The following is a 21334-nucleotide window of genomic DNA, read 5'->3' as shown; positions in this document are numbered from 1 at the left end:
CAAGGTCAGGCCGCGGTATTTGGATCACGAATTGGGTCAGTACCTTGTAAAGACGCTGTCCCAGTTCATACGCTGTTTCTCGGTCAGCCCCTCATCTCTTCTTGCGCTCGTCATGCCCTGCTGATAACTTTGTGAGTTAAAATCTTTTAAATATCATAATATTAAATGATTTTTTGGTATGTATTGTCACGGTGAATGATTTGCGTTCTGCCGCTCATCACCGCGTCTGTATTTTTACCTGTTCATCGCCGGCCATATGGCTGGAACATCACAGCATCAATTGAGGAGAGCCGTCGGCGCAGCCGCAGGGCACGTTGATGGCGGACTAAACAAGGAGATAACGATAATGACCCGAACGGCACACTGTTTGACCGCGGCGCTTTTACTGACGTTGGCCCTGACCGGCTGCCAGACCGCCAAGCGGCCCGTTTCTACATTAAGTAAGCCGCCCAGCGCAGAGGACATTGCGGAACAAGACAAACGGCAGCGTGAGGCCGAGCGTATACAGCAGTGCCAGCGTGAGTTGGATGCCATGCGCGGCATGGATAACGAAAAATACCAAAAATTCAAACGTGAATTCGATACCTTGATGGGCGGCGCAGCGCAGTATGCCGGGGTACGCCAACGGGTCAACACGGGCACGCAGGAAACCGTCGACGCTCTATATCGTTATCGCACCAGCCGCCTCTGCGCAGACATCAGTTCTGCCATGATGACCGGCCTGGCTGAGCGCGGAGAACGCGCCCAATGACCCCCCGTGCGAGAAAGGCCTTACTGAGCCTGATGATACCGCTGGCGTTTGCGCCAGCGGTGGCCGTGGCGGATGACGATGTGCCGGCATTATTGCAGTTTGCCGAGCGTTACCAGCGGCAGGACGCACTGGCGGCGGATACCGTGGTGACCCCATCCCAAGAAACCCAAAAGCCGGCGTCCCGGCCGGTTCAAACTCGTGAAACGAGCCCGCAGAGAAAGCAACTGGCGCAGTTGCAAAAGACGCTGCGCGAGAAAGAGGCTCGATTGGAGCAACAGCAAACCGCTATTCAATCACTGCAGCAGGAGCTGACCGCGTTGCGGGTTGCGTCGTCCCTGGCCGCTGCCGATAAACCGGCACCGGCGCCTGATTTGAGCGCGTTGAGCGACTTCGCCAGCGGCGTTCGGCAGGCGCTAAACCTGACCCCGCAGGAGCGCAAGGCTCAGGCGCAGATCGCCGAAGCGCAGGCGGCGTTAGCGCGGCAAAAGCAGCAAACCGAGGAGCGCGATCGGCGTATTGCCTTGCTGGAACAACGGCTGGCGGCGTTGCCTGAACAGACGGATAGCGCTTGGCAGGAGAAACTGGCGGCGGCCCAGACCGCCAACGATAAAGCGCGCCAGCGTTATGAGCAGGGAAAAAAAACAGCCGCCGCTGAGCTGGAACAGCAGAAGGCCGAGGCTGCCAGGCTGACGGGCGAACTGCAGCAGCAGCTGGCGCAGCTGCAAAAGGAGCAGGAGGGCCAACGGCAGCAGTGTGGGCAGCAAGAGAAAAGCCTGAAGGCCGCGCTGGCGCGGCAAAAGGCCGAAGCTGCCAAGGCGATGGGCGAGCTTCAACAGCAGCTGGCGCAGCGGCAGAAAGAGCAGGATGACCAACGCCAACAGGCCGAGCGGCAAGAGAAAAACCTGAAGATTGCGCTGGAACAGCAAAAGGCCGAAGCCGCCAAGATGATGGGCGAGCTTCAGCAGCAGCTGGCGCAGCGGCAGAAAGAGCAGGATGACCAACGCCAACAGGCCGAGCGGCAAGAGAACAACCTGAAGATTGCGCTGGAACAGCAAAAGGCTGAAGCCGCCAAGGCGACGGGCGAACTTCAGCAACAGCTGGCGCAGTTACAGGAAAAAAACAAGACGCAAACCGAGCAGGCGAAGGCATTGGAGCAGCGACTGGCAATGGCGATGGCGGAAAGCGATAAATCAACACTGCAACTGGCGAAAACGACGGAGCAGGCGAAAAAAACTGCAACGGAGCTGGTGGACGCCAATCAAGCGCAGCAAGCTTTGCAAGACGAGCTGAGCGGGCTGAGATCGCGGGCCAAATGGCTGCCGGATGCGCAGGTGCTCAAGAAAAAGCCGGAGCAGCAGAGCTATGCTGCCGGTGTTGCTTTGGGGCGCGATATTCAAACAATGCTGGCGGAGCGTAAAAATTGGGGCATCAATCCCGATAAAACCGTGCTGCTGGCGGGCGTGATCGATACCTTTAACGGCCATTACCAGTTGAGCGATGCACAGTTGACCCGCGCGCTGGCGGAGTCGGAAAAAGCGGTGAACGATGCCAGAAACCAGGTGGCAAAGACGCAGACCGGCAAGGGCGAGGCGTTCGTCGCCGAGTTTAAAAAGAAGAAGGGCACGCAGAAGTCGCCTGCCGGTTTTTGGTATCGCATCGATTATGCGGGTGATGAAGCCATTAAGGAAAACGCGCGGGTAGACATCGTGGTGAAAGAGAGTTTAACCGACGGCAGCGTGATTCAGGATATGGATCGCAGTGGGAAGGTGATGTCACAGCCGCTCTCCGCCTATCCGCCGTTGTTCCGCGAGGCGATCGGCCATCTGAAAAACCACGGTTCGCTGACGATGGTGGTGCCGCCGGCGTTGGCGTACGGTGAAACGGGCTATGCGCCGCAGATCCCGCCGAATGCGACAATGGTGTATGAGCTGCGGATTGTCGATGTCAGTAACGGGTAAGGTCGGGCCGGCGCAGGCCGGCCCGAATTAGCGAGCGCTAGGGTTTTCTGGCGGTAAGCACGGCGCGCAGCGGCGCCGGATAGCCTTCGATCGTTTTGCTGCGATCGTTCGGATCAAGGAATTCGGCCAGCGACTCGCTGGTCATCCAGTCGGTGCGGCGCTGCTCGTCGAGGCTGGTGACGCACAGGTCGGCGATTTTCACGTCGACGAAGCCGCACTTCTCCAGCCAGCATTTCAGCGCCTCGGCGGAAGGGATGAAATACACGTTGCGCATCTGCGCATAACGATCGCCCGGCACCAGCACCTGGTGGCGATCGCCTTCCACCACCAGCGTTTCCAACACCAGTTCACCTTCAGCCACCAGCTGATTTTTCAGCTGATACAGATGATCGAGCGGCGAGCGGCGGTGATATAGCACTCCCATCGAGAACACGGTGTCGAACGCTGCCAACTCCGGCAATTGCTCGATGCCGAGCGGCAGCAGGTGGGCACGCTGATCGCCGCCCAACAGTTTGCGCACGGCTTCAAATTGGCACAGGAACAGTTGCATCGGATCGATGCCGACGGCGAAGTGTGCGCCGGCGCCGATCATGCGCCACAGGTGATAACCGCTGCCGCAGCCGACGTCGAGAATGGTGCGGCCGGCCAACGGAGAAATGTGTGGCAGCACGCGATCCCACTTCCAGTCGGAATGCCATTCGGTATCGATATCAATGCCATACAGCGAGAACGGCCCTTTACGCCACGGCATCAGGGTGCGCAGCATTTTCTCGATGCCTTCAAGCTGGCCCGGCGACAGGTCCGGTTCCATCTCGGCGCGCACGCCGTGCAGCAGCTCGAGACGGGTGGGAGTCAGCGTCGGCAAATGCTCGACCGAGTTGAACCACTGTTTGAATTTACCGTGCAGCGATTCGCGTTGCCAGGCGCTCAACTGTGCAGGCAGGGTGTCCAGCCAATGGCTGAGGGGGCTTTTGGCGATGCGCTGGTAGAAATCACCGAACTCGATCATTGCGCATCCCCCGCTTTCAGGGCGATCAGCGAACCGAAGTTGAAGCATTGGAACCACACTTCGGCATGCTCGAACCCGGCTTGATGCAGACGTGTCTTGTGCGCTTCCACCGAGTCGGTGAGCATCACGTTTTCCAGCATGCTGCGTTTTTGGCTGATCTCCAACTCGCTGTACCCGTTGGCGCGTTTGAAATCGTGATGCATGTTGAACAGCAGCTCGCCGACTTCGGCGTCTTCAAAGCTGAATTTCTCCGACAGCACCAGCGCGCCGCCCGGACGCAGGCCGCGATAGATTTTCTCCAGCAGGCGCAGGCGATCGGCCGGTTCGAGGAACTGCAGCGTAAAGTTCAGCACCACCATCGAGGCGTTCTCGATGTCGATATCGCGAATGTCGGCTTCGATGACGTCAACCGGCGTCTCGGCGCGGAAGGCATCGATATGGCGGCGGCAACGTTCCACCATCGCCGGCGAATTGTCGACGGCGACGATATTGCAGCCGGGCACCTTGATATTCCGCCGCATCGACAGCGTCGCCGCGCCCAGCGAGCAGCCCAGGTCATACACCCGGCTGTCGGGTTGCACAAAGCGTTCGGCCAGCATGCCGATCATCGAGATGATGTTGGAATAGCCGGGAACGGAGCGTTGGATCATGTCGGGGAACACTTCGGCGACGCGTTCGTCGAAGGTCCAGTCGCCCAATTTGGCGATGGGGGCGGAGAAAAGGGTATCGCGGTTTGGCATAGCGGCAAATCAGTTCAGAATTCGAAGCTGCGTAGTCTAACAGAAAAGCGCAAAAAAGCGGAGCGGAAGCAGGCGGCGCGGCCGCCTGATGATAAAAACGGGATCAATGCAGGCTGAAAATCAGATCCCAAGGCAGATAGAAGATATTTGCCAGAACCATCAACAACAAAGAGATATAGGTCGCGGCCATGCCTGAACGGCGCCAGCGAACCTCGCGGTTGCGCAAACCATAGTAATGCACCAGTCGCCCGGCCATCAGCATCAGGCCGCAAAGGTGAATCATCCAGATTTCCGCGCCGTTCATTTCCATGATCACCAGCAATACGGCAGCGATAGGAATGTATTCAACGGCGTTGCCATGCACGCGGATGGCAGTCTGCAATTCGTAAAAACCGCCGTCACCGTAGGCTACGCGGTACTGCATCCTTAATCTGACGACGTCATAAGAGAGTTTGATCAACAACAATGCGCCGAGCACCACATAAAGCGCGCTTACCATTTTTAACTCCGTTCCCTAACCAAAACTGGCAGCCAGCATCATAGCCGTCATTGTATTCACTGTCGCGGGGAAATATTTGATGTTATTGGTCAGATTAATAGGTCAAAACAGTGCATCTTGCTCTGGCCAGTCAGGTGGCGCAGGCAAATCGGGGATCGCCAGGCGCAGCTGCTGCCAAATTTTTTGCGCCTGTTGGGGCGAATCGCCGTTGTCCGGCGTATGAATAAACAGATAGGGCTGATGCTGTTGCTGCCACAGCGGCAGTTTTTGCTGCCAGGCGTCGAACCAGCGCAGGTTATCGGCCAGCTGGTCGCCGCCGATAAAGCGCACCAGCGGTTGGCCGGCGGTGACCAGAGCGTGTACCGGCAGCTTCGGTTTTTTCTGCTGGGCATCGCGTACGGCGGCGGTGTTGGGGGCGGCGTGATGCACCGGGCGGCTGTCGAGGATCACCCGATTGATGCCGCGCTGATGCAACCCTTGATTCAGCGCACGCTCTGCCTCGCCCTTGGCGAAAAACGCCGGATGACGCACTTCTACGCCGTAGGTGAATTCCTTCGGCAGGTTTTCGAAAAACTGCCACATGCGCGGCAGCTCGTCTGGGCCGAAGGCGGCGGGCAGCTGCAGCCACAGTTGGCCGATGCGCTGATGCACCGGGCTCAGGCAGTGGTAAAACGCCTGCAGTTCGGCGGCACAGTTGCGCAGGGCGGCCTTGTGGCTGATGTCCGACGGGAATTTGAAGCAGAAGCGAAAATCGTCACAGGTCATGTCGCGCCAGCGTTGCACGATTTCCAGCTTCGGTAGCGCGTAGAAGGTGGTGTTGCCTTCCACGCAGTTGAAGTAGCGGCTGTAATCCGCCAAGTCACGCAGCCCGATACGGTTCCAGGCTGAATGTTGCCACTGTGGCAGTCCGATGTAGAGCACGGCGTCGTCTTCCTTTACTTATCCTTGGCTTATCAGGCTACAACTTAACGTTACCGGTCGAGCGCGGCAAGAATTTCGCCGGTGTCGCGCACCCGCGCCAAACGCGGAAAGATGTGTTCGAACGCGAAACGATGCATTTCCGCGTTCTGTGCGCTGCAGACGTCCTCGGCGATCACCAGCTCATAGCCGTGTTCCCAGGCGGCGCGGGCGGTGGATTCCACGCCGATATTGGTGGAGATGCCGCCCAGCACCACGGATTTGATGCCGCGGCGGCGCAGCTGTAAATCCAGATCGGTGCCGTAGAAGGCGCCCCATTGGCGCTTGGTCACCCGAATATCGCTGTCATTGACCGCCAGCGGTGCGGGGAACTCCCACCAACTGGCCGGCAAGCCGCCGGCGGGCGCGGGAGCCGGTTTGTCCACCGGCTGTTTCAGCGCTTCGGCGAAGGAGTCGGACCAGCCGACGCGCACCAGCAGCACCGGCGCGCCCAGCAGGCGAAAACGGGCGGCCAGCAGGGCGGCGTTCGCCACCACCTGGTCGGCGCTGTGCGGGCCGCCGGCGTAGGGCAGAATGCCGTTTTGCAAATCGATCAGCACCAGAGCGGTGGTTTGGGCGTCAAGTTTCAGCATGGATTTCATCTCGTTGCGAAGTGGATAAAAACTGTTCGGTTCGCCAGGCGAGCAGCGTACGGCGCAAAACCGGGGGAGAATCAGGCTACGTGAAAAAACTGTCGCAGGTTAATGGGAAATTTGTTAACCGATGTGTTGATTCGAGCAAAAACGTGCCATTTAGTGCAGTAACAATGCTGTGTTCGCACTTATCGGGCGGATGAATTTCCTTTATAATGACTCCCTTTTTTCAACACTCTTTAATCCAACGACCTATGCCGATTTATGAATATGCATGTGGTGCTTGCAACCATCGGTTAGAGAAATTGCAAAAATTTTCCGATGCGCCGCTGGCAGACTGCCCGGCGTGTGGGCAGCCCGCGTTGACCAAGTTGATCTCGTCCTCCGGTTTCCAGCTTAAGGGCACCGGCTGGTATGCGACGGATTTTAAACCGGGTAACAAGTAGAATTTATCAGATAACAGCCGCGCGACAGGGGCACAGTAGCCCGGCGCGGCATCGGCTGTGTAAAAGGATAGCGTATGCGTACTGAATATTGCGGGCAGTTGAATCTGTCCCACGTGGGCCAGGAAGTCACTCTGTGTGGTTGGGTCAATCGTCGTCGCGATCTCGGCGGCCTGATCTTTATTGATATGCGCGACCGCGAAGGCATCGTGCAGGTGTTCTTCGATCCGGACCAGAAAGTGGCGTTCGACAAGGCCTACGACCTGCGCAATGAGTTCTGCATCCAGATCGTCGGCACCGTGCGTGCGCGTCCGGACAGCCAGATCAATAAAGATATGGCCACCGGCGAAGTGGAAGTATTCGCCCACGCGCTGGAAATCATCAACCGCTCCGAGCCGCTGCCGCTGGACTCCAACCAGGTCAACAGCGAAGAAGCGCGCCTGAAATACCGCTACCTGGATCTGCGTCGCCCGGAAATGGCCGAGCGTCTGAAGACCCGCGCCAAAATCACCAGCTTCGTGCGCCGCTTTATGGACAGCCACGGCTTCCTCGATATCGAAACGCCGATGCTGACCAAGGCGACGCCGGAAGGTGCCCGCGATTACCTGGTGCCGAGCCGCGTGCACAAGGGCAAATTCTACGCGCTGCCGCAGTCCCCGCAGCTGTTCAAACAGCTGCTGATGATGTCCGGCTTCGATCGTTACTACCAGATCGTCAAATGCTTCCGTGACGAAGACCTGCGTGCGGACCGTCAGCCTGAATTCACCCAGATCGACGTCGAAACCTCTTTCATGACCGCCGATCAGGTACGTGAAGTGATGGAGAAGCTGGCGCGCGAGCTGTGGCTGGACGTGAAGGGCGTGGATCTGGGCGATTTCCCGGTCATGACCTTCGCCGAAGCGATGCGTCGCTTTGGCTCCGATAAGCCGGACCTGCGTAACCCGCTGGAGCTGGTGGACGTGGCTGACCTGGTCAAGGACGTCGAGTTTAAGGTGTTCTCCGGCCCGGCCAACGACGCCAAAGGCCGCGTGGCGGCGATCCGCGTACCGGGCGGCGCACAGCTGACCCGCAAGCAGATCGACGAGTACGGCGCTTTCGTCAACATCTACGGCGCCAAAGGCCTGGCGTGGCTGAAGGTCAACGACCGTGCCGCCGGCATGGAAGGCGTGCAGAGCCCGATCGCCAAATTCCTCAGCGCGGACGTGCTGGAAAGCATCCTGACGCGCACCGATGCGCAGACCGGCGATATCCTGTTCTTTGGCGCTGACAGCTTCAAGATTGTCACCGATGCGATGGGCGCGCTGCGTCTGAAGCTGGGGCGCGATCTGGCGCTGACGCAACTCGACAGCTGGGCACCGCTGTGGGTGGTTGACTTCCCGATGTTCGAAGAAGACGAAGAGGGTGGCCTGGCGGCCATGCACCACCCTTTCACCTCGCCGCGCGACATGAGCCCGGAAGAGCTGGCGGCAGCGCCGGTCAACGCCATCGCCAATGCCTATGACATGGTGATCAACGGTTACGAAGTGGGCGGCGGTTCGGTGCGTATTCACCGCAGCGAAATGCAGCAGACGGTATTCAGCATTCTGGGCATTAACGAACACGAACAGCGCGAGAAGTTCGGCTTCCTGCTGGACGCGTTGAAGTACGGTACGCCGCCGCACGCCGGCCTGGCTTTCGGCCTGGATCGTCTGGTGATGCTGCTGACCGGCACCGACAACATCCGCGACGTCATCGCCTTCCCGAAAACCACCGCGGCGGCCTGTCTGATGACCGACGCACCGAGCTTCGCCAACCCGGCGTCGCTGCAGGAGCTGGCGATCAGCGTGGTAAAGAAAGCCGGTGCGGAACAAGAGAGCGAGTGATGAGTTACAAGCGCCCTGAATCTATCCTGGTAGTGATTTACGCGAAATCCAGTGGTCGGGTGCTGATGTTACAGCGGCGCGACGATACCGAGTTCTGGCAGTCGGTCACCGGCAGCCTGGAACAGGATGAGTCGCCGCCGCATGCCGCGCAGCGTGAAGTCATGGAAGAAGTCGGTATCGATATCGAAGCAGAGCACCTGCCGTTGTTCGATTGCCAGCGCTGCGTGGAGTTTGAACTCTTTGTCCATTTGCGACATCGCTATGCGCCGGGAACCACGCGCAATAAAGAGCACTGGTTCTGTCTGGCGTTGCCCGAGGAGCGCGATCCGGTGATTACCGAGCATCACGCTTACCAATGGCTTGAGGCGGCCGAGGCCGTGAAGTTGACCAAGTCATGGAGCAATCAGCAGGCGATTGAAGAGTTCGTGATCAATTCAGTCCAGTAGTTTTTTTCGGAGATTTTTTTATGGCAGGTCATAGTAAGTGGGCCAACACAAAGCACCGTAAAGCGGCGCAGGACGCCAAGCGCGGTAAAATTTTCACCAAGATTATTCGTGAGCTGGTCACGGCCGCCAAGCTGGGCGGCGGCGATCCGGATTCCAACCCGCGTCTGCGCGCGGCGATGGACAAGGCGCTGTCGAACAACATGACGCGCGACACCATGAACCGTGCGATCGCGCGCGGGGTGGGCGGCGATGATGATACCAACATGGAAACCATCATCTATGAAGGTTACGGCCCTGGTGGCACCGCCGTCATGATCGAATGCCTGAGCGACAACCGCAACCGCACCGTGGCGGAAGTGCGCCACGCCTTCACCAAATGCGGCGGCAACCTCGGCACCGACGGTTCCGTGGCTTACCTGTTCACCAAGAAAGGCGTGATCACCTACGCACCGGGCCTGGATGAAGACACCGTGATGGAAGCGGCGCTGGAAGCCGGTGCGGAAGACATCGTGACCTATGACGATGGCGCCATCGACGTGTTCACCGCCTGGGAAAGTCTGGGCGCGGTGAAAGACGCGCTGACCGCGGCGGGTTTCGAAGCCGAAGCGGCGGAAGTATCGATGATCCCATCGACCAAGGCTGACATGGATGCGGAAACCGCGCCTAAGCTGTTGCGCCTGATCGATATGCTGGAAGACTGCGACGACGTGCAGGAAGTTTACCATAACGGTGAAATCTCCGACGAAGTGGCGGCGACGCTGTAATCCGGTAAAACGGGCGCCGCCGTTCGGCGGCGCCGTGCATGCAAGGTGGATGTAGATATGGCGATCATACTCGGTATCGATCCCGGCTCACGCGTCACCGGCTATGGCCTTATCCGTCAGCAGGGGCGTCAGTTGAGCTATATCGCCAGCGGCTGCATCCGCACGGTGGTGGACGACATGCCGACGCGGCTGAAGCTGATTTACGCCGGCGTCAGTGAGATCATCACCCAGTTTCAGCCCGACTTCTTCGCCATCGAACAGGTGTTTATGGCCAAGAACCCGGATTCGGCGCTCAAGCTCGGTCAGGCGCGCGGCGTCGCGATCGTGGCGGCGGTGAATCAGAATCTGGAAGTGTTCGAGTATGCGGCGCGGCAGGTCAAACAGACCGTGGTCGGCACCGGCGCGGCCGAAAAGGCGCAGGTACAGCACATGGTGCGCTCGCTGCTCAAACTCTCGGCCAACCCGCAGGCGGACGCCGCCGATGCCCTGGCCATCGCCATCACCCACTGCCACCTCAGCCAGAACGTGCTGCGGATGAGCGAAGGGCGGCTGAACCTGGCGCGCGGGCGTTTGCGCTGACGCAAAGCGATGATTGCTCAGGCTGGATATTCATCCAGCCTTTTTTATGTTATAAGCTTTACCAGCAACGGCATGGCAGGGCGCCATGCCCGGTCATTCTGCAGGAGGGTAAATGATAGGTCGTCTCAGAGGAAATATTCTGGAAAAGCAGCCGCCGCTGGTGTTACTGGAGGCGAACGGCGTGGGCTATGAGGTACACATGCCGATGACCTGCTTTTACGAGCTGCCGGAACTGGGGCAAGAGGCCATCGTGTTTACCCACTTCGTGGTGCGTGAAGACGCGCAGCTGCTGTACGGTTTCAACGACAAGCAGGAGCGTGCGCTGTTCCGCGAGCTGATCAAGGTCAACGGCGTCGGGCCAAAACTGGCGCTGGCGATCCTGTCCGGCATGTCCGCGCAGCAGTTCGTCAGCGCGGTGGAGCGTGAAGAGATCACTGCACTGGTCAAGCTGCCGGGCGTAGGCAAGAAAACTGCCGAGCGCCTGGTGGTGGAGATGAAAGACCGCTTCAAAGGGCTGAACGGCGACCTGTTCAACAGCAGCAGCGAGATCAGTCTGCCGTCCGCCGCCGCCAAAGCGCCTGAAGCGGACGCCGAAGCCGAAGCTGTTTCGGCGCTGGTGGCGTTGGGCTATAAGCCGCAGGAAGCCAGCCGCATGATCAGCAAAATTGCCAAACCGGGCGCCGACTGCGAGACGCTGATCCGCGACGCGCTGCGCGCTGCTTTGTAAGGCCGCTAAGAGGTAGATAATGATTGAAGCCGATCGTCTGATCTCCGCCGAACCGATCAACGAGGAAGAAGTCCTCGATCGCGCCATTCGTCCCAAGCTGTTGACCGAATACGTTGGCCAGCCGCACGTACGCGAGCAGATGGAGATCTTCATCCAGGCGGCCAAGCAGCGCGGCGACGCGCTCGACCATCTGCTGATCTTCGGCCCGCCGGGCCTGGGGAAAACCACCCTGGCCAACATCGTGGCCAACGAAATGGGCGTGAATCTGCGCACCACCTCCGGCCCGGTGCTGGAGAAGGCGGGCGATTTGGCGGCGATGCTGACCAACCTTGAACCGCACGACGTGTTGTTCATTGACGAAATCCACCGTTTGTCACCGGTGGTGGAAGAAGTGCTGTATCCGGCGATGGAAGACTATCAGCTGGATATCATGATCGGCGAAGGGCCGGCGGCGCGTTCGATTAAGCTCGATCTGCCGCCGTTTACCTTGGTGGGCGCTACCACCCGCGCCGGCTCGCTGACCTCGCCGCTGCGCGATCGCTTCGGCATTGTTCAGCGGCTGGAGTTTTATCAGGTGGCGGATCTGCAGCACATCGTCTCGCGCAGTGCCGGCTGTCTGGGGCTGGAGCTGTCCGACGAGGGTGCCCATGAAGTGGCCCGCCGCGCGCGGGGGACGCCGCGTATCGCTAACCGCCTGTTGCGCCGGGTGCGCGACTTTGCCGAGGTGCGCGCCAACGGCGTGATCAGCGGTTCGGTGGCGGCGCAGGCGCTCGATATGCTCAACGTCGATGCCGAAGGTTTCGACTATATGGATCGCAAGCTGCTGTTAGCGATTATCGACAAGTTTACCGGCGGCCCGGTCGGACTGGACAACCTGGCGGCGGCGATCGGCGAAGAGCGTGAGACTATCGAAGACGTGATTGAGCCGTTCCTGATCCAGCAGGGCTTTATCCAGCGAACGCCGCGCGGCCGTCTGGCGACGCAGCATGCCTACCGGCATTTCGGACTCGAGCGAGAAGGGTAAGGCTTCAATCCGCCATAAAAAGGGCCGCATATGCGGCCCTTGTCATATCCCGGCGTTAATTAAGCCTGCTGTTTTTTGAACAGGCTCAGCACGAACAGCACGGCGGCGCAGAGCACCACCGAAGGGCCGGCCGGCGTATCGTAAAACGCCGAGAAGGCCAGGCCGCCGGTGACGGCTACCATGCCGAGCAGCACTGCGACGCCGGCCATTTGTTCCGGCGTGCGCGCGAAGCGGCGAGCGGTGGCTGCCGGAATGATCAGCAGCGAGGTGATGATCAGCGCGCCGACGAATTTCATCGCCAGACCGATGGTCAACGCGGTAACCAGCATCAACACGGTGCGTGCGCGCACCAGGTTAACGCCGTCGACGTGCGCCAGCTCCGGGCTGATGGTCATCGACAGCAGATCGCGCCACTGCCACCACAGCACCAGCAGCACCACGGCGACGCCGCCGGCGATCATCACGATATCGCTCAGCGTGACCGACAGCAGATCGCCGAACAGGTAGGCCATCAGATCGACCCGCACGTTAGACATCAACGCCACCACTACCAGGCCCAGCGACAGGGCGCTGTGGGCCAGAATGCCGAGCAGGGTATCCACTGAAAGCTGCGGGCGGCGTTCCAGCCACACCAGGGCCAGGGCCAGCAGCAGCGTAATGGCGATCACCGCATAGAAGGGATTGATGTCCAGCAGCAGGCCAAAGGCGACGCCGAGCAACGAGGCATGCGCCAGGGTATCGCCAAAGTAGGACATGCGGCGCCAGACTACGAAGGAACCCAGTGGCCCGGCGGCGCCAGCCAACAACACGCCGGCCAGCCAGCCGGGAAGTAACAGTTCAATCATGCTTCGCGGCTCCCGGTTTTCTTCAAAACAATTCTTCCCTGCAGGTCGTGGCGGTGGTTGTGATGGTGGCGATACACCGCCAGTTGCTCTGCGCCGCGGTTGCCGAACATGGCGATAAATTCGGGATGCATCGATACCACCTCCGGTGCCCCGGAGCAGCAGATGTGCTGATTGAGGCACAAGACCTCGTCGGTTTTCGCCATCACCAGATGCAGATCGTGCGACACCATCAGCACGGCGCAGCCCAGCTCTTTACGCAGCTGATCGATGAGATCGTACAGCGCCAGCTGGCCGTTGACGTCCACTCCCTGCGTGGGTTCGTCCAGCACCAGCAACTGCGGTTTGTTCAGCAGCGCTCGTGCCAGCAGCACGCGTTGGTTTTCGCCCCCGGAGAGCTTTTGCATCGGCTGGTCGAGCAGGTGGGCGGCGTGCACGCGCTTGAGCGCCGGCAGAATGTCGGCTTTCTTTACGCCGGGCTTGAGACGCATAAAGCGGTTGACGGTCAGCGGCAGGGTGGCGTCGAGGTGCAGCTTTTGCGGCACGTAGCCAATGCGCAGACCGGGCTCACGCTCCAGCGTGCCGGCAGTCGGTTTGACCAATCCCAGCACCACGCGCACCAGCGTAGACTTGCCCGCGCCGTTCGGGCCCAGCAGCGTGAGAATACGGCCGGGTTGCAGGCTGAGGGAAATGTTCGACAGCACCTTGCGGCTGCCGAAGGCGACGGAGATATTTTTTAGCGTTATCAGTGTAGACATCTCGAGATTACAGGTTGCAGAACGAAGCGAATGTTATAATATCACGCCTTGTTGATGAAAACGATGGGATTACTGATGATGGCAACGAAAAATAAATGGTTGCAGCGCACGCTGTTGGCCAGCGCACTGTTGATGGCCGGCCCGCTGAGCAGCGCTTCCGCTGCGGTGGTGACCTCGATTCGTCCGTTAGGCTTTATCGCATCGGCGATCGCCGACGGCGTGACGCCGACCGAGGTGTTGCTGCCGGACGGCGCTTCGCCGCACGATTTTGCGCTGCGTCCTTCCGATATTCAGCGTTTGCGCTCTGCGGACCTGGTGCTGTGGGTCGGGCCGGACATGGAAGCGTTCCTGAACAAGGCGCTGGTGCCGATCTCGGCAACCCGCAAGCTGGCCATCAGCGAACTGCCTGCGGTGAAGCCGTTGCTGATGAAAGGCGAAGATGACGACGATCATGAACATGCAGGCGAAGCGCATAACCATGCCGATGACGATCATGGGCATCATCACGGCGAGTACAATATGCACGTTTGGCTGTCGCCGGAGATAGCAAAAGTGACCGCGATCGCGATTCACGACAGATTGTTGGAACTTATGCCGCAAAATAAGGACAAATTAGACGCAAACCTGCGCCAGTTCGAGAATCTGCTGACGCAAACTGACAAAAATGTTGGTAACATGCTTACGCCTGTGCAAGGTAAGGGTTATTTTGTTTTTCATGATGCTTACGGCTACTTTGAGAAACACTACGGTTTGAGTCCGCTGGGCCATTTCACCGTCAATCCCGAAATTCAGCCTGGAGCACAGCGCCTACACCAAATTCGAACACAGTTGGTTGAGCAGAAAGCGGTATGCGTTTTTGCTGAGCCACAATTCAGGCCGGCCGTAATCAATGCCGTTGCCAAGGGTACCAAAGTGCGTTCCGGAACGCTGGACCCGCTGGGCATCGGCATCGCGCTGGGGAAGGACAGCTATGGGAAATTCCTGACTCAGCTGTCAAACCAGTACGTGAGCTGCCTGAAGTAAAGCTTATGAGGATAATATCGAGTGCAGCAGATAGTCCGAACTATCGCTCTGGCGTATAACAACCTGCCACGGCCCCACCGCGTCATGCTGGGGTCGCTGACAGTCGTCACATTGGCCGTCGCTGTTTGGCGGCCTTTTGTTTACCACCCAGAACACAATCCCATCGCCAAGAGCGTCGAGTTAGAATCCAGCCAGATGCGGTCATTGCTCCCCGAAGCCAGTGAGCCGATTGATGCCGACCAACCCACCCCTGATGACGAAATCCCGCAGGATGAGCTGGATCAGAAAGATGCCGGCGACGATGGCGTGCATGAATATGTGGTTTCCACCGGCGACACCCTCGGCAGCATTCTGACGCAGTACGGCATTGATATGTCGGATGTCACCTTGCTGGCTTCGCAAAACCGCGATCTGCGTAATCTGAAGATCGGCCAACAGCTGTCGTGGACCGTCAATGATGCGGGCGATCTGCAGCAGTTGACCTGGGAAGTTTCTCGCCGCGAAACCCGCACCTATGACCGCGTCGGCAATAGCTTCAAAGAGTCGAAAGAGGCACAGCAGGGTGAATGGCGCAACAACGTGATCAGCGGCCGGGTCAACGGCAGTTTCGTCAGCAGCGCCGGCGACGCCGGGCTGAGCCGAAACGAAATCAATGCGGTGATCAAGGCGCTGCAGTGGCAGCTCGATTTCCGCAAGCTGCGCAAAGGCGACCAGTTCTCCGTACTGATGTCGCGCGAACATTTCGACGGTAAGAAATCGCAAAGCCAGCTGCTGGGCGTGCGTCTGCGCACCGGCGGCAAAGATTACTATGCGATCCGCGCCGAAGACGGCAAATTCTACGATCGTCAGGGCTCTGGCCTGGCGCGTGGCTTCATGCGTTTCCCGACCATGAAACAGTTCCGCATCTCCTCCAACTTCAACCCGCGCCGCGTGAACCCGGTGACCGGCCGCGTGGCGCCGCACAAGGGCGTCGATTTCGCCATGCCTGTCGGCACGCCGGTGCTGGCGGTCGGCGACGGTGAGGTGGTGATCGCCAAGCGCAGCGGCGCGGCGGGCAACTATGTGGCGATCCGCCACGGTCGCCAGTACACCACACGTTATATGCACCTGAAAAAACTGCTGGTGAAACCGGGCCAGAAGGTGAAACGCGGCGATCGCATTGCGCTCTCCGGCAACACCGGCCGTTCCACCGGGCCACACCTGCACTTTGAACTGTGGACCGGCCAACAGGCGGTGAACCCGCTGACGGCCAAGCTGCCGCGTTCCGAAGGGTTGGGCGGCAAAGACCGCAGCGATTATCTGGCACAGGTGAAGGAAGTGGTTCCTCAACTGCAGTTGGATTAACGTCCCCCTTTTTCCGGCGCTCCGGCGCCGTTAATTTCATCGGCCTGATTGCGGGCCGATGCTGTTTTATCTGGGTGGTTCGCGGTTGTTAATTGCAAAATCGGTGATGGCAATTATGATTAGCCGAATCGCTAAGCGAAGAGCATGTGCATGCAAAACGAGAAGAAATCGAACGTAGAGTTCATTCCGCAGTTTCAAAAAGCCTTTTTATATCCGCGCTACTGGGGCGTGTGGTTGGGAACCGGCCTGATGGCCGGCATTTCGCTGGTGCCTGCGCGCCTGCGCGATCCGGTGCTGGGTGCGGTCGGCAAACTGGCCGGCAAGCTGGCGAAGGGCGCGCGACGTCGTGCCCGCATCAATTTGCTGTATTGCCTGCCGGAGCTGCCGGAAAGCGAACGCGAGCACATCATCGACCAGATGTTCGCCTGCGCGCCGCAGTCGATGGTGCTGATGGCGGAACTGGCCTGCACCAAGCCCGAGAAAGTGCTCAAGCGCGTGCGTTGGCACGGTGAAGAGGTGTTGGACAAGATCCGGGCGGAAGGGCGCAACGTGATTTTCCTGGTGCCTCACGGCTGGGCTGTCGATGTGCCAGCGATGTTGATGGCCGCGCGCGGCCAACCGATGGCCGCGATGTTCCACAATCAGCGCAATCAGCTGATCGACTACCTGTGGAACGCCGTACGTCGTAAATTCGGCGGCCGCATGCACGCGCGCAACGACGGTATCAAACCGTTTATCAGTTCGGTGCGGCAGGGGTATTGGGGCTACTATCTGCCCGATCAGGATCACGGCGCCGAGCACAGCGAGTTCGTCGATTTCTTCGCGACCTATAAGGCGACGCTGCCGGCGGTAGGTCGGTTGATGAAGGTGTGTCGTGCGGCGATCGTGCCTTTGTTCCCGGTGTACGACGGCAAAACCAGCATGCTGGATATTTATATTCGCGAGCCGATGGACGATCTGGCCGAAGCCGACGATCCGCGCATTGCCCGCCGCATGAACGAAGAGGTGGAAAATCTGGTGGGCCCGAACCCGGAACAGTACACCTGGATCCTCAAACTGCTGAAGACGCGTAAAGAGGGGGAGATTGAACCTTACTCGCGCGACGATCTGTATCGTTAATCCTGTCTAACGCTAACGCCGGCTGGGCCACAACCCGGCCGGCGTCTCTTCAGATGTGCACCATACAGCCGCGAGCCCGCAGGATGTCGACGACTTTAGGCGTGCGGGTGAAATCATTCCAGCGCAGGTCCAGCTTGCGCAGGCGGCTCAGTTCGCCGAGGCTTTCCGGCAGGTCGCTCAGGAGGTTGGCGCGCAGATCCAGACTTCTCAGCGTCGTCAGCTCACCGATATTTTCTGGCAGGCGCGTTAGCTGATTGAAACGCAGGTTCAGCTCGCTCAACCGCGGCAACCGACAGAAGGTCTGCGGCAGCTCGGCGATGGCATTGTTAGCCGCGTCGAGTATCTCCAGCTCACCGAGCTGAGCCATTTCCGCCGGCAGCGAGGTCAGGGCATTTTTCATGATATGCAGTTCGCGTAGCGCGCGCAGTTGCCCGATTTCGATGGGCAGGCTGCTGATGCGGTTGTTGTATAAACGCAGCTCCTGCAATGCCGCAAGCCCCGGTATTGCCTGTGGCAAAACGGTTAAATGGTTGTCGGTCGCGTTGAGGTAAACCAACTGCTGCAGCTGCGCCAGCGAGCGCGGCAGCTCGCTAAAGCCGTTATCGCTCAGATAGAGGTATTTCAGCCGATGCAGCTGCCCCAGTTCTTCGGGGAGTTCGCTTGCGCGATTGTGGCCAAAGTCGAACATCTCGAGCTGTTGCAACTGGCCAATCTCCGGCGGCAGGTGGCCGAGCTGATTGCAGGAGATATTCAGCACCCGCAGATTTCGGTGCCGGAAGATCGAGGCGGGGAAGACCGTCAGCTGATTGTTGTACAGGCTAATCTTGCGCAGCGCATGGCCGGCTAACGGCGACTCGTCGAGCTGCGTCAGGCCGTGGCCGTCGAGATCGAGCTCATCACCGCTCGCTGCGGGATTGTGTTGGTGGAGCATGGCGTTCTCCGTCGTTTATGGCGGTGTCAGGGCAAAAAAAATGCCGGCCTGCGAGAGCCGGCCGGCATTTCGTCTGCGGCGTGAATTACTCGACGCGCAGGATACGGCTGGTATTGGTGGTGCCGACGGTTTCCATCACGTCGCCCTGGGTGACGATCACCAGATCGCCGGAGACCAGGAAGCCTTTGTCGCGCAGGCGATTGACGGCTTCATTGGCGGCGATCACGCCGTCTTTGTGGCTGTCGAAATACACCGGCGTCACGCCGCGATACAGCGCGGTCAGGTTCAGCGTGTGCTCATGGCGCGACATGGCGAAGATCGGCAGGCCGGAGCTGATGCGCGACATCATCAGCGCGGTGCGGCCGGATTCGGTCATGGCGATCAGTGCGGTAACGCCTTTCAGGTGGTTGGCGGCATACATCGAAGACATGGCGATCGCCTCTTCGATGTTGTCGAATTGCACGTCCAGACGGTGTTTGGAAACGTTGATGCTTGGGATTTTCTCGGCGCCCAGACAAACACGCGCCATCGCCGCCACGGTTTCCGCCGGGTATTGGCCGGCGGCGGTTTCCGCCGACAGCATAACGGCGTCGGTGCCGTCCAGCACGGCGTTGGCCACGTCCATGACTTCGGCGCGGGTCGGCATCGGGTTGGTGATCATCGACTCCATCATCTGGGTCGCGGTGATCACCGCGCGGTTCAGGGTGCGGGCGCGGCGGATCAGTTTCTTCTGAATGCCGACCAGTTCCGGATCGCCGATTTCGACGCCGAGGTCGCCACGAGCAACCATCACCACGTCGGAGGCCAGAATAATGTCGTCCATCGCTTCGTCGCTGCAGACTGCTTCGGCGCGCTCAACCTTGGACACGATCTTGGCGTTGCAGCCGGCGTCGCGCGCCAGGCGGCGAGCATAGTTCAGGTCTTCACCGGTACGCGGGAAGGAGACCGCCAGGTAGTCGACGCCAATCTTGGCGGCGGTCACGATGTCTGCCTTGTCTTTCTCGGTCAGCGCTTCGGCCGACAGGCCGCCGCCGAGCTTGTTGATGCCCTTGTTGTTGGACAGCGGGCCGCCGACGGTGACTTCGGTAAACACTTTCATGCCCTGAACTTCGAGCACTTTCAACTGAACGCGGCCGTCGTCGAGCAGCAGGACATCGCCCGGCACCACGTCGGCAGGCAGGCCTTTGTAGTCGATACCGACTTTTTCTTTATCGCCTTCGCCTTTTGACAGGTTGGCGTCCAGCAGGAATTTATCGCCCACGTTGAGGAAGATTTTGCCTTCCTTGAAGGTGGAAACGCGGATTTTCGGCCCTTGCAGATCGCCGAGGATAGCGACGTGACGTCCCAGCTTGGCGGCGATTTCGCGCACTTTGTCAGCGCGAGCCTGGTGATCTTCCGGGCTGCCGTGGGAGAAGTTAAGCCGAACTACGTTGGCGCCGGCGGCAATGATCTTTTCCAGATTATTGTCGCGGTCTGTAGCCGGACCCAGGGTGGTAACGATTTTGGTTCTTCTGAGCCGTCTGGACATGTATTACTCCGTTGACTGGTGAAGCAAATATTGGTGTTGCGATAACGTCGGATAACGAAACCAGGCGTGAAATGTAATTTTACAACACTGATATTTCACCCGGGTTACCCGCATGAGCATATTAACAGGGTACAGCCTCTGATGCCGTCATTCAAATGTCTGTTGAACGGCGATTTTTTTCTTCGTCAGGTCACGAGTCAAAACTGTTGGGAATGACCACCCCTTTATCAAAGCGCGATTCTTTGAGCGCTTCTTTGACCCGCTTCAAGTTATCTCTGAATTTAGCCCCTCGGCGCAAGGTAAATCCGGTGGCGAGCACGTCAATGAGCGTTAATTGCGCGATCCGCGACACCATCGGCATGTAAACGTCGGTGTCTTCGGGCACGTCGAGCAGCAAAGCGAGAGTCGCCGCTTGGGCGAGCGGGGTGTCGCGGGAGGTGATAGCCAGTACCGTGGCGTCGTTTTCTCGCGCCAGGTGGGCCATCTCCACCAGATTTTTGGTGCGGCCGGTGTGTGAGATCAACACCACCACGTCGCCTTCGCCGGAGTTCATGCAGCTCATGCGCTGCATGACGATGTCATCGAAGTAGACCACCGGGATATTGAAGCGGAAAAATTTGTTCATCGCGTCGTGCGCCACCGCCGCGGAGGCGCCGAGGCCGAAGAAAGAGATCTTTTTTGCCTGGGTGAGCAGGTCAACCGCACGATTGATTGCGGCAATATCCAAATTTGCCTTTACTGTATCCAGGCTGGCCATGACCGATTCGAAGATCTTGCTGGTATAGGAATCGACGCTGTCGTCTTCCTCTACGTTACGGTTTACGTAGGGCGTGCCGTTAGCCAGGCTTTGGGCGAGATGCAGTTTGAAGTCGGGAAAGCCTTTGGTATCAAGGCGGCGGCAAAAACGGTTGACGGTGGGTTCGCTGACGTCTGCCATGCGGGCCAGCGTGGCAATGCTGGAGTGAATGGCGGTCTGTGGGGAGGCCAGGATCACCTCGGCGACTTTCCTTTCAGATTTGCTCAGGCGTTCCAGATGGCTCTGGATTTTGTCCAGCGTATTCATATAACGAGAGTCACTCATGGTTTTATCCCTGTGGCTTTCAAGCAACAGCGTCGAATTTCGCCCGTGTTCGCCGTGCAAGCTGACGCCAAACGAGCGGCTGTAACCTGGAATCGATAGGGTATGTCGATTTCAAACAAAGGAGAAATCAATGCCGGTTTAGTGAAAATATACTACGTGCTGGTAACCGTTGGCAGTCTCGACAGGGCGTATGCAGGCTTTTTTCACCAGAATATGACCTGTGTCTAACTTTCATAATGGTAACAGAGCGTCAAAAAAGACGAAAAGTTACAGTTTTGCCCGCTGTGAGGGCGCTGGCGCGCATTGGCGCTACCACTGGAATCTTGAGGTCTTTTTCCTGCTTTTGCACCGGGTTT

The 21334-nt window shown here is 58.9% G+C and carries 22 protein-coding genes; 12 read left to right on the top strand and 10 right to left on the bottom strand.

Features of this window, described 5'->3' with window-relative positions; all coding sequences use genetic code 11:
• Positions 1-346 precede the first annotated feature (346 nt).
• Both QDT79_RS18325 and QDT79_RS18320 read left to right on the top strand, forming a co-directional pair.
• Positions 347-751, top strand: a complete 405-nt coding sequence (locus QDT79_RS18325; RefSeq protein WP_063990159.1) for a YuaE family lipoprotein — start codon at positions 347-349, stop codon at positions 749-751.
• The gene (locus tag QDT79_RS18320) at positions 748-2709 is read left to right on the top strand and encodes an FKBP-type peptidyl-prolyl cis-trans isomerase N-terminal domain-containing protein (protein ID WP_308316890.1); all 1962 of its coding nucleotides are present in this window, start codon (positions 748-750) and stop codon (positions 2707-2709) included. Before QDT79_RS18325 ends, QDT79_RS18320 begins: the two co-directional genes overlap by 4 nt.
• A gap of 37 nt (positions 2710-2746) precedes the next feature.
• Here the strand turns inward: QDT79_RS18320 and cmoB are convergent, their stop codons facing one another.
• The 5 genes from cmoB to QDT79_RS18295 all read right to left on the bottom strand — a co-directional run bounded on the left by cmoB (position 2747) and on the right by QDT79_RS18295 (position 6507).
• The gene (cmoB, locus tag QDT79_RS18315; protein ID WP_130018102.1) at positions 2747-3718 is read right to left on the bottom strand and encodes a tRNA 5-methoxyuridine(34)/uridine 5-oxyacetic acid(34) synthase CmoB; all 972 of its coding nucleotides are present in this window, start codon (positions 3716-3718) and stop codon (positions 2747-2749) included.
• Positions 3715-4458, bottom strand: coding sequence for a carboxy-S-adenosyl-L-methionine synthase CmoA (gene cmoA / locus QDT79_RS18310; protein ID WP_149559782.1), 744 nt, complete (start codon positions 4456-4458; stop codon positions 3715-3717). Before cmoA ends, cmoB begins: the two co-directional genes overlap by 4 nt.
• 103 nt (positions 4459-4561) lie before the next feature.
• The gene (locus tag QDT79_RS18305; RefSeq protein ID WP_004932387.1) at positions 4562-4957 is read right to left on the bottom strand and encodes an MAPEG family protein; all 396 of its coding nucleotides are present in this window, start codon (positions 4955-4957) and stop codon (positions 4562-4564) included.
• 102 nt (positions 4958-5059) lie between these two features.
• Complete coding sequence (locus tag QDT79_RS18300; RefSeq protein WP_308316889.1) at positions 5060-5878, bottom strand: DUF72 domain-containing protein; 819 nt, start codon at positions 5876-5878, stop codon at positions 5060-5062.
• Positions 5879-5928: 50 nt separating this feature from the next.
• Positions 5929-6507: a hydrolase gene (locus QDT79_RS18295; RefSeq protein ID WP_063990359.1), complete on the bottom strand. Its 579-nt coding sequence runs from the start codon at positions 6505-6507 to the stop codon at positions 5929-5931.
• Positions 6508-6722: 215 nt separating this feature from the next.
• On the opposite strand from QDT79_RS18295, the gene QDT79_RS18290 reads away from it, so the two are divergent.
• The 7 genes from QDT79_RS18290 to ruvB all read left to right on the top strand — a co-directional run bounded on the left by QDT79_RS18290 (position 6723) and on the right by ruvB (position 12352).
• The gene (locus tag QDT79_RS18290) at positions 6723-6953 is read left to right on the top strand and encodes an FmdB family zinc ribbon protein (protein ID WP_320204121.1); all 231 of its coding nucleotides are present in this window, start codon (positions 6723-6725) and stop codon (positions 6951-6953) included.
• A gap of 74 nt (positions 6954-7027) precedes the next feature.
• The gene (gene aspS, locus QDT79_RS18285; protein WP_063990154.1) at positions 7028-8812 is read left to right on the top strand and encodes an aspartate--tRNA ligase; all 1785 of its coding nucleotides are present in this window, start codon (positions 7028-7030) and stop codon (positions 8810-8812) included.
• On the top strand, positions 8812-9258 hold the full coding sequence (nudB, locus tag QDT79_RS18280; RefSeq protein WP_019452808.1) for a dihydroneopterin triphosphate diphosphatase: 447 nt from the start codon (positions 8812-8814) through the stop codon (positions 9256-9258). The genes aspS and nudB overlap by 1 nt, the downstream gene beginning before the upstream one ends.
• A gap of 20 nt (positions 9259-9278) precedes the next feature.
• On the top strand, positions 9279-10022 hold the full coding sequence (locus tag QDT79_RS18275) for a YebC/PmpR family DNA-binding transcriptional regulator (RefSeq protein WP_033647638.1): 744 nt from the start codon (positions 9279-9281) through the stop codon (positions 10020-10022).
• A gap of 57 nt (positions 10023-10079) precedes the next feature.
• On the top strand, positions 10080-10601 hold the full coding sequence (ruvC, locus tag QDT79_RS18270; protein WP_004932367.1) for a crossover junction endodeoxyribonuclease RuvC: 522 nt from the start codon (positions 10080-10082) through the stop codon (positions 10599-10601).
• A 112-nt stretch (positions 10602-10713) separates the two neighbouring features.
• Entirely contained in the window at positions 10714-11328 is a 615-nt protein-coding gene (gene ruvA, locus QDT79_RS18265) for a Holliday junction branch migration protein RuvA (protein ID WP_063990153.1), read from the top strand.
• A gap of 19 nt (positions 11329-11347) precedes the next feature.
• Positions 11348-12352, top strand: a complete 1005-nt coding sequence (ruvB, locus tag QDT79_RS18260) for a Holliday junction branch migration DNA helicase RuvB (protein WP_063990152.1) — start codon at positions 11348-11350, stop codon at positions 12350-12352.
• A 59-nt stretch (positions 12353-12411) separates the two neighbouring features.
• On the opposite strand, the gene znuB is transcribed toward ruvB, so the two are convergent.
• Both znuB and znuC read right to left on the bottom strand, forming a co-directional pair.
• On the bottom strand, positions 12412-13197 hold the full coding sequence (gene znuB, locus QDT79_RS18255; RefSeq protein WP_063990151.1) for a zinc ABC transporter permease subunit ZnuB: 786 nt from the start codon (positions 13195-13197) through the stop codon (positions 12412-12414).
• Positions 13194-13952: a zinc ABC transporter ATP-binding protein ZnuC gene (znuC, locus tag QDT79_RS18250; protein WP_308316888.1), complete on the bottom strand. Its 759-nt coding sequence runs from the start codon at positions 13950-13952 to the stop codon at positions 13194-13196. Before znuC ends, znuB begins: the two co-directional genes overlap by 4 nt.
• Before the next feature lie 78 nt (positions 13953-14030).
• Here znuC and znuA point away from each other — a divergent pair, with 78 nt between their 5' ends.
• The 3 genes from znuA to lpxM all read left to right on the top strand — a co-directional run bounded on the left by znuA (position 14031) and on the right by lpxM (position 17438).
• The gene (znuA, locus tag QDT79_RS18245; protein ID WP_107226583.1) at positions 14031-14975 is read left to right on the top strand and encodes a zinc ABC transporter substrate-binding protein ZnuA; all 945 of its coding nucleotides are present in this window, start codon (positions 14031-14033) and stop codon (positions 14973-14975) included.
• 21 nt (positions 14976-14996) lie between these two features.
• Positions 14997-16319 (top strand): murein DD-endopeptidase MepM, encoded by a 1323-nt coding sequence (gene mepM / locus QDT79_RS18240; protein WP_028127477.1) that lies wholly within the window; start codon positions 14997-14999, stop codon positions 16317-16319.
• 150 nt (positions 16320-16469) lie between these two features.
• A complete protein-coding gene (lpxM, locus tag QDT79_RS18235; protein ID WP_015378127.1) occupies positions 16470-17438 on the top strand; it encodes a lauroyl-Kdo(2)-lipid IV(A) myristoyltransferase in 969 nt (322 codons plus the stop codon).
• A gap of 49 nt (positions 17439-17487) precedes the next feature.
• On the opposite strand, the gene QDT79_RS18230 is transcribed toward lpxM, so the two are convergent.
• The 3 genes from QDT79_RS18230 to QDT79_RS18220 all read right to left on the bottom strand — a co-directional run bounded on the left by QDT79_RS18230 (position 17488) and on the right by QDT79_RS18220 (position 20960).
• Positions 17488-18369 carry a leucine-rich repeat domain-containing protein gene (locus QDT79_RS18230; protein ID WP_308316887.1) on the bottom strand — a complete coding sequence of 294 codons (882 nt, stop codon included), beginning with the start codon at positions 18367-18369 and terminating at the stop codon, positions 17488-17490.
• An 85-nt stretch (positions 18370-18454) separates the two neighbouring features.
• Positions 18455-19897 carry a pyruvate kinase gene (gene pyk / locus QDT79_RS18225; protein ID WP_019452801.1) on the bottom strand — a complete coding sequence of 481 codons (1443 nt, stop codon included), beginning with the start codon at positions 19895-19897 and terminating at the stop codon, positions 18455-18457.
• A gap of 190 nt (positions 19898-20087) precedes the next feature.
• Positions 20088-20960, bottom strand: a complete 873-nt coding sequence (locus QDT79_RS18220; protein ID WP_016927443.1) for a MurR/RpiR family transcriptional regulator — start codon at positions 20958-20960, stop codon at positions 20088-20090.
• Positions 20961-21334 lie beyond the last annotated feature (374 nt).

It is taken from the genome of Serratia marcescens (assembly GCF_029846115.1).
GTDB classification, from domain to species: Bacteria; Pseudomonadota; Gammaproteobacteria; order Enterobacterales; family Enterobacteriaceae; genus Serratia; species Serratia marcescens_L.
Note: the sequence above shows the minus strand (reverse complement) of the source record. Positions and strands in the feature narration are given on the sequence as shown.

Excerpts from the sequence above, each read along its gene's own strand:
- QDT79_RS18325 (WP_063990159.1), top strand. The coding sequence starts at position 347 with ATGACCCGAACGGCACACTGTTTGACCGCGGCGCTTTTACTGACGTTG.
- QDT79_RS18320 (WP_308316890.1), top strand. The coding sequence starts at position 748 with ATGACCCCCCGTGCGAGAAAGGCCTTACTGAGCCTGATGATACCGCTG.
- cmoB (WP_130018102.1), bottom strand. The coding sequence starts at position 3,718 with ATGATCGAGTTCGGTGATTTCTACCAGCGCATCGCCAAAAGCCCCCTC.
- cmoA (WP_149559782.1), bottom strand. The coding sequence starts at position 4,458 with ATGCCAAACCGCGATACCCTTTTCTCCGCCCCCATCGCCAAATTGGGC.
- QDT79_RS18305 (WP_004932387.1), bottom strand. The coding sequence starts at position 4,957 with ATGGTAAGCGCGCTTTATGTGGTGCTCGGCGCATTGTTGTTGATCAAA.
- QDT79_RS18295 (WP_063990359.1), bottom strand. The coding sequence starts at position 6,507 with ATGCTGAAACTTGACGCCCAAACCACCGCTCTGGTGCTGATCGATTTG.
- QDT79_RS18290 (WP_320204121.1), top strand. The coding sequence starts at position 6,723 with ATGACTCCCTTTTTTCAACACTCTTTAATCCAACGACCTATGCCGATT.
- aspS (WP_063990154.1), top strand. The coding sequence starts at position 7,028 with ATGCGTACTGAATATTGCGGGCAGTTGAATCTGTCCCACGTGGGCCAG.
- nudB (WP_019452808.1), top strand. The coding sequence starts at position 8,812 with ATGAGTTACAAGCGCCCTGAATCTATCCTGGTAGTGATTTACGCGAAA.
- QDT79_RS18275 (WP_033647638.1), top strand. The coding sequence starts at position 9,279 with ATGGCAGGTCATAGTAAGTGGGCCAACACAAAGCACCGTAAAGCGGCG.
- ruvC (WP_004932367.1), top strand. The coding sequence starts at position 10,080 with ATGGCGATCATACTCGGTATCGATCCCGGCTCACGCGTCACCGGCTAT.
- ruvA (WP_063990153.1), top strand. The coding sequence starts at position 10,714 with ATGATAGGTCGTCTCAGAGGAAATATTCTGGAAAAGCAGCCGCCGCTG.
- ruvB (WP_063990152.1), top strand. The coding sequence starts at position 11,348 with ATGATTGAAGCCGATCGTCTGATCTCCGCCGAACCGATCAACGAGGAA.
- znuB (WP_063990151.1), bottom strand. The coding sequence starts at position 13,197 with ATGATTGAACTGTTACTTCCCGGCTGGCTGGCCGGCGTGTTGTTGGCT.
- znuC (WP_308316888.1), bottom strand. The coding sequence starts at position 13,952 with ATGTCTACACTGATAACGCTAAAAAATATCTCCGTCGCCTTCGGCAGC.
- znuA (WP_107226583.1), top strand. The coding sequence starts at position 14,031 with ATGGCAACGAAAAATAAATGGTTGCAGCGCACGCTGTTGGCCAGCGCA.
- lpxM (WP_015378127.1), top strand. The coding sequence starts at position 16,470 with ATGCAAAACGAGAAGAAATCGAACGTAGAGTTCATTCCGCAGTTTCAA.
- QDT79_RS18230 (WP_308316887.1), bottom strand. The coding sequence starts at position 18,369 with ATGCTCCACCAACACAATCCCGCAGCGAGCGGTGATGAGCTCGATCTC.
- pyk (WP_019452801.1), bottom strand. The coding sequence starts at position 19,897 with ATGTCCAGACGGCTCAGAAGAACCAAAATCGTTACCACCCTGGGTCCG.
- QDT79_RS18220 (WP_016927443.1), bottom strand. The coding sequence starts at position 20,960 with ATGAATACGCTGGACAAAATCCAGAGCCATCTGGAACGCCTGAGCAAA.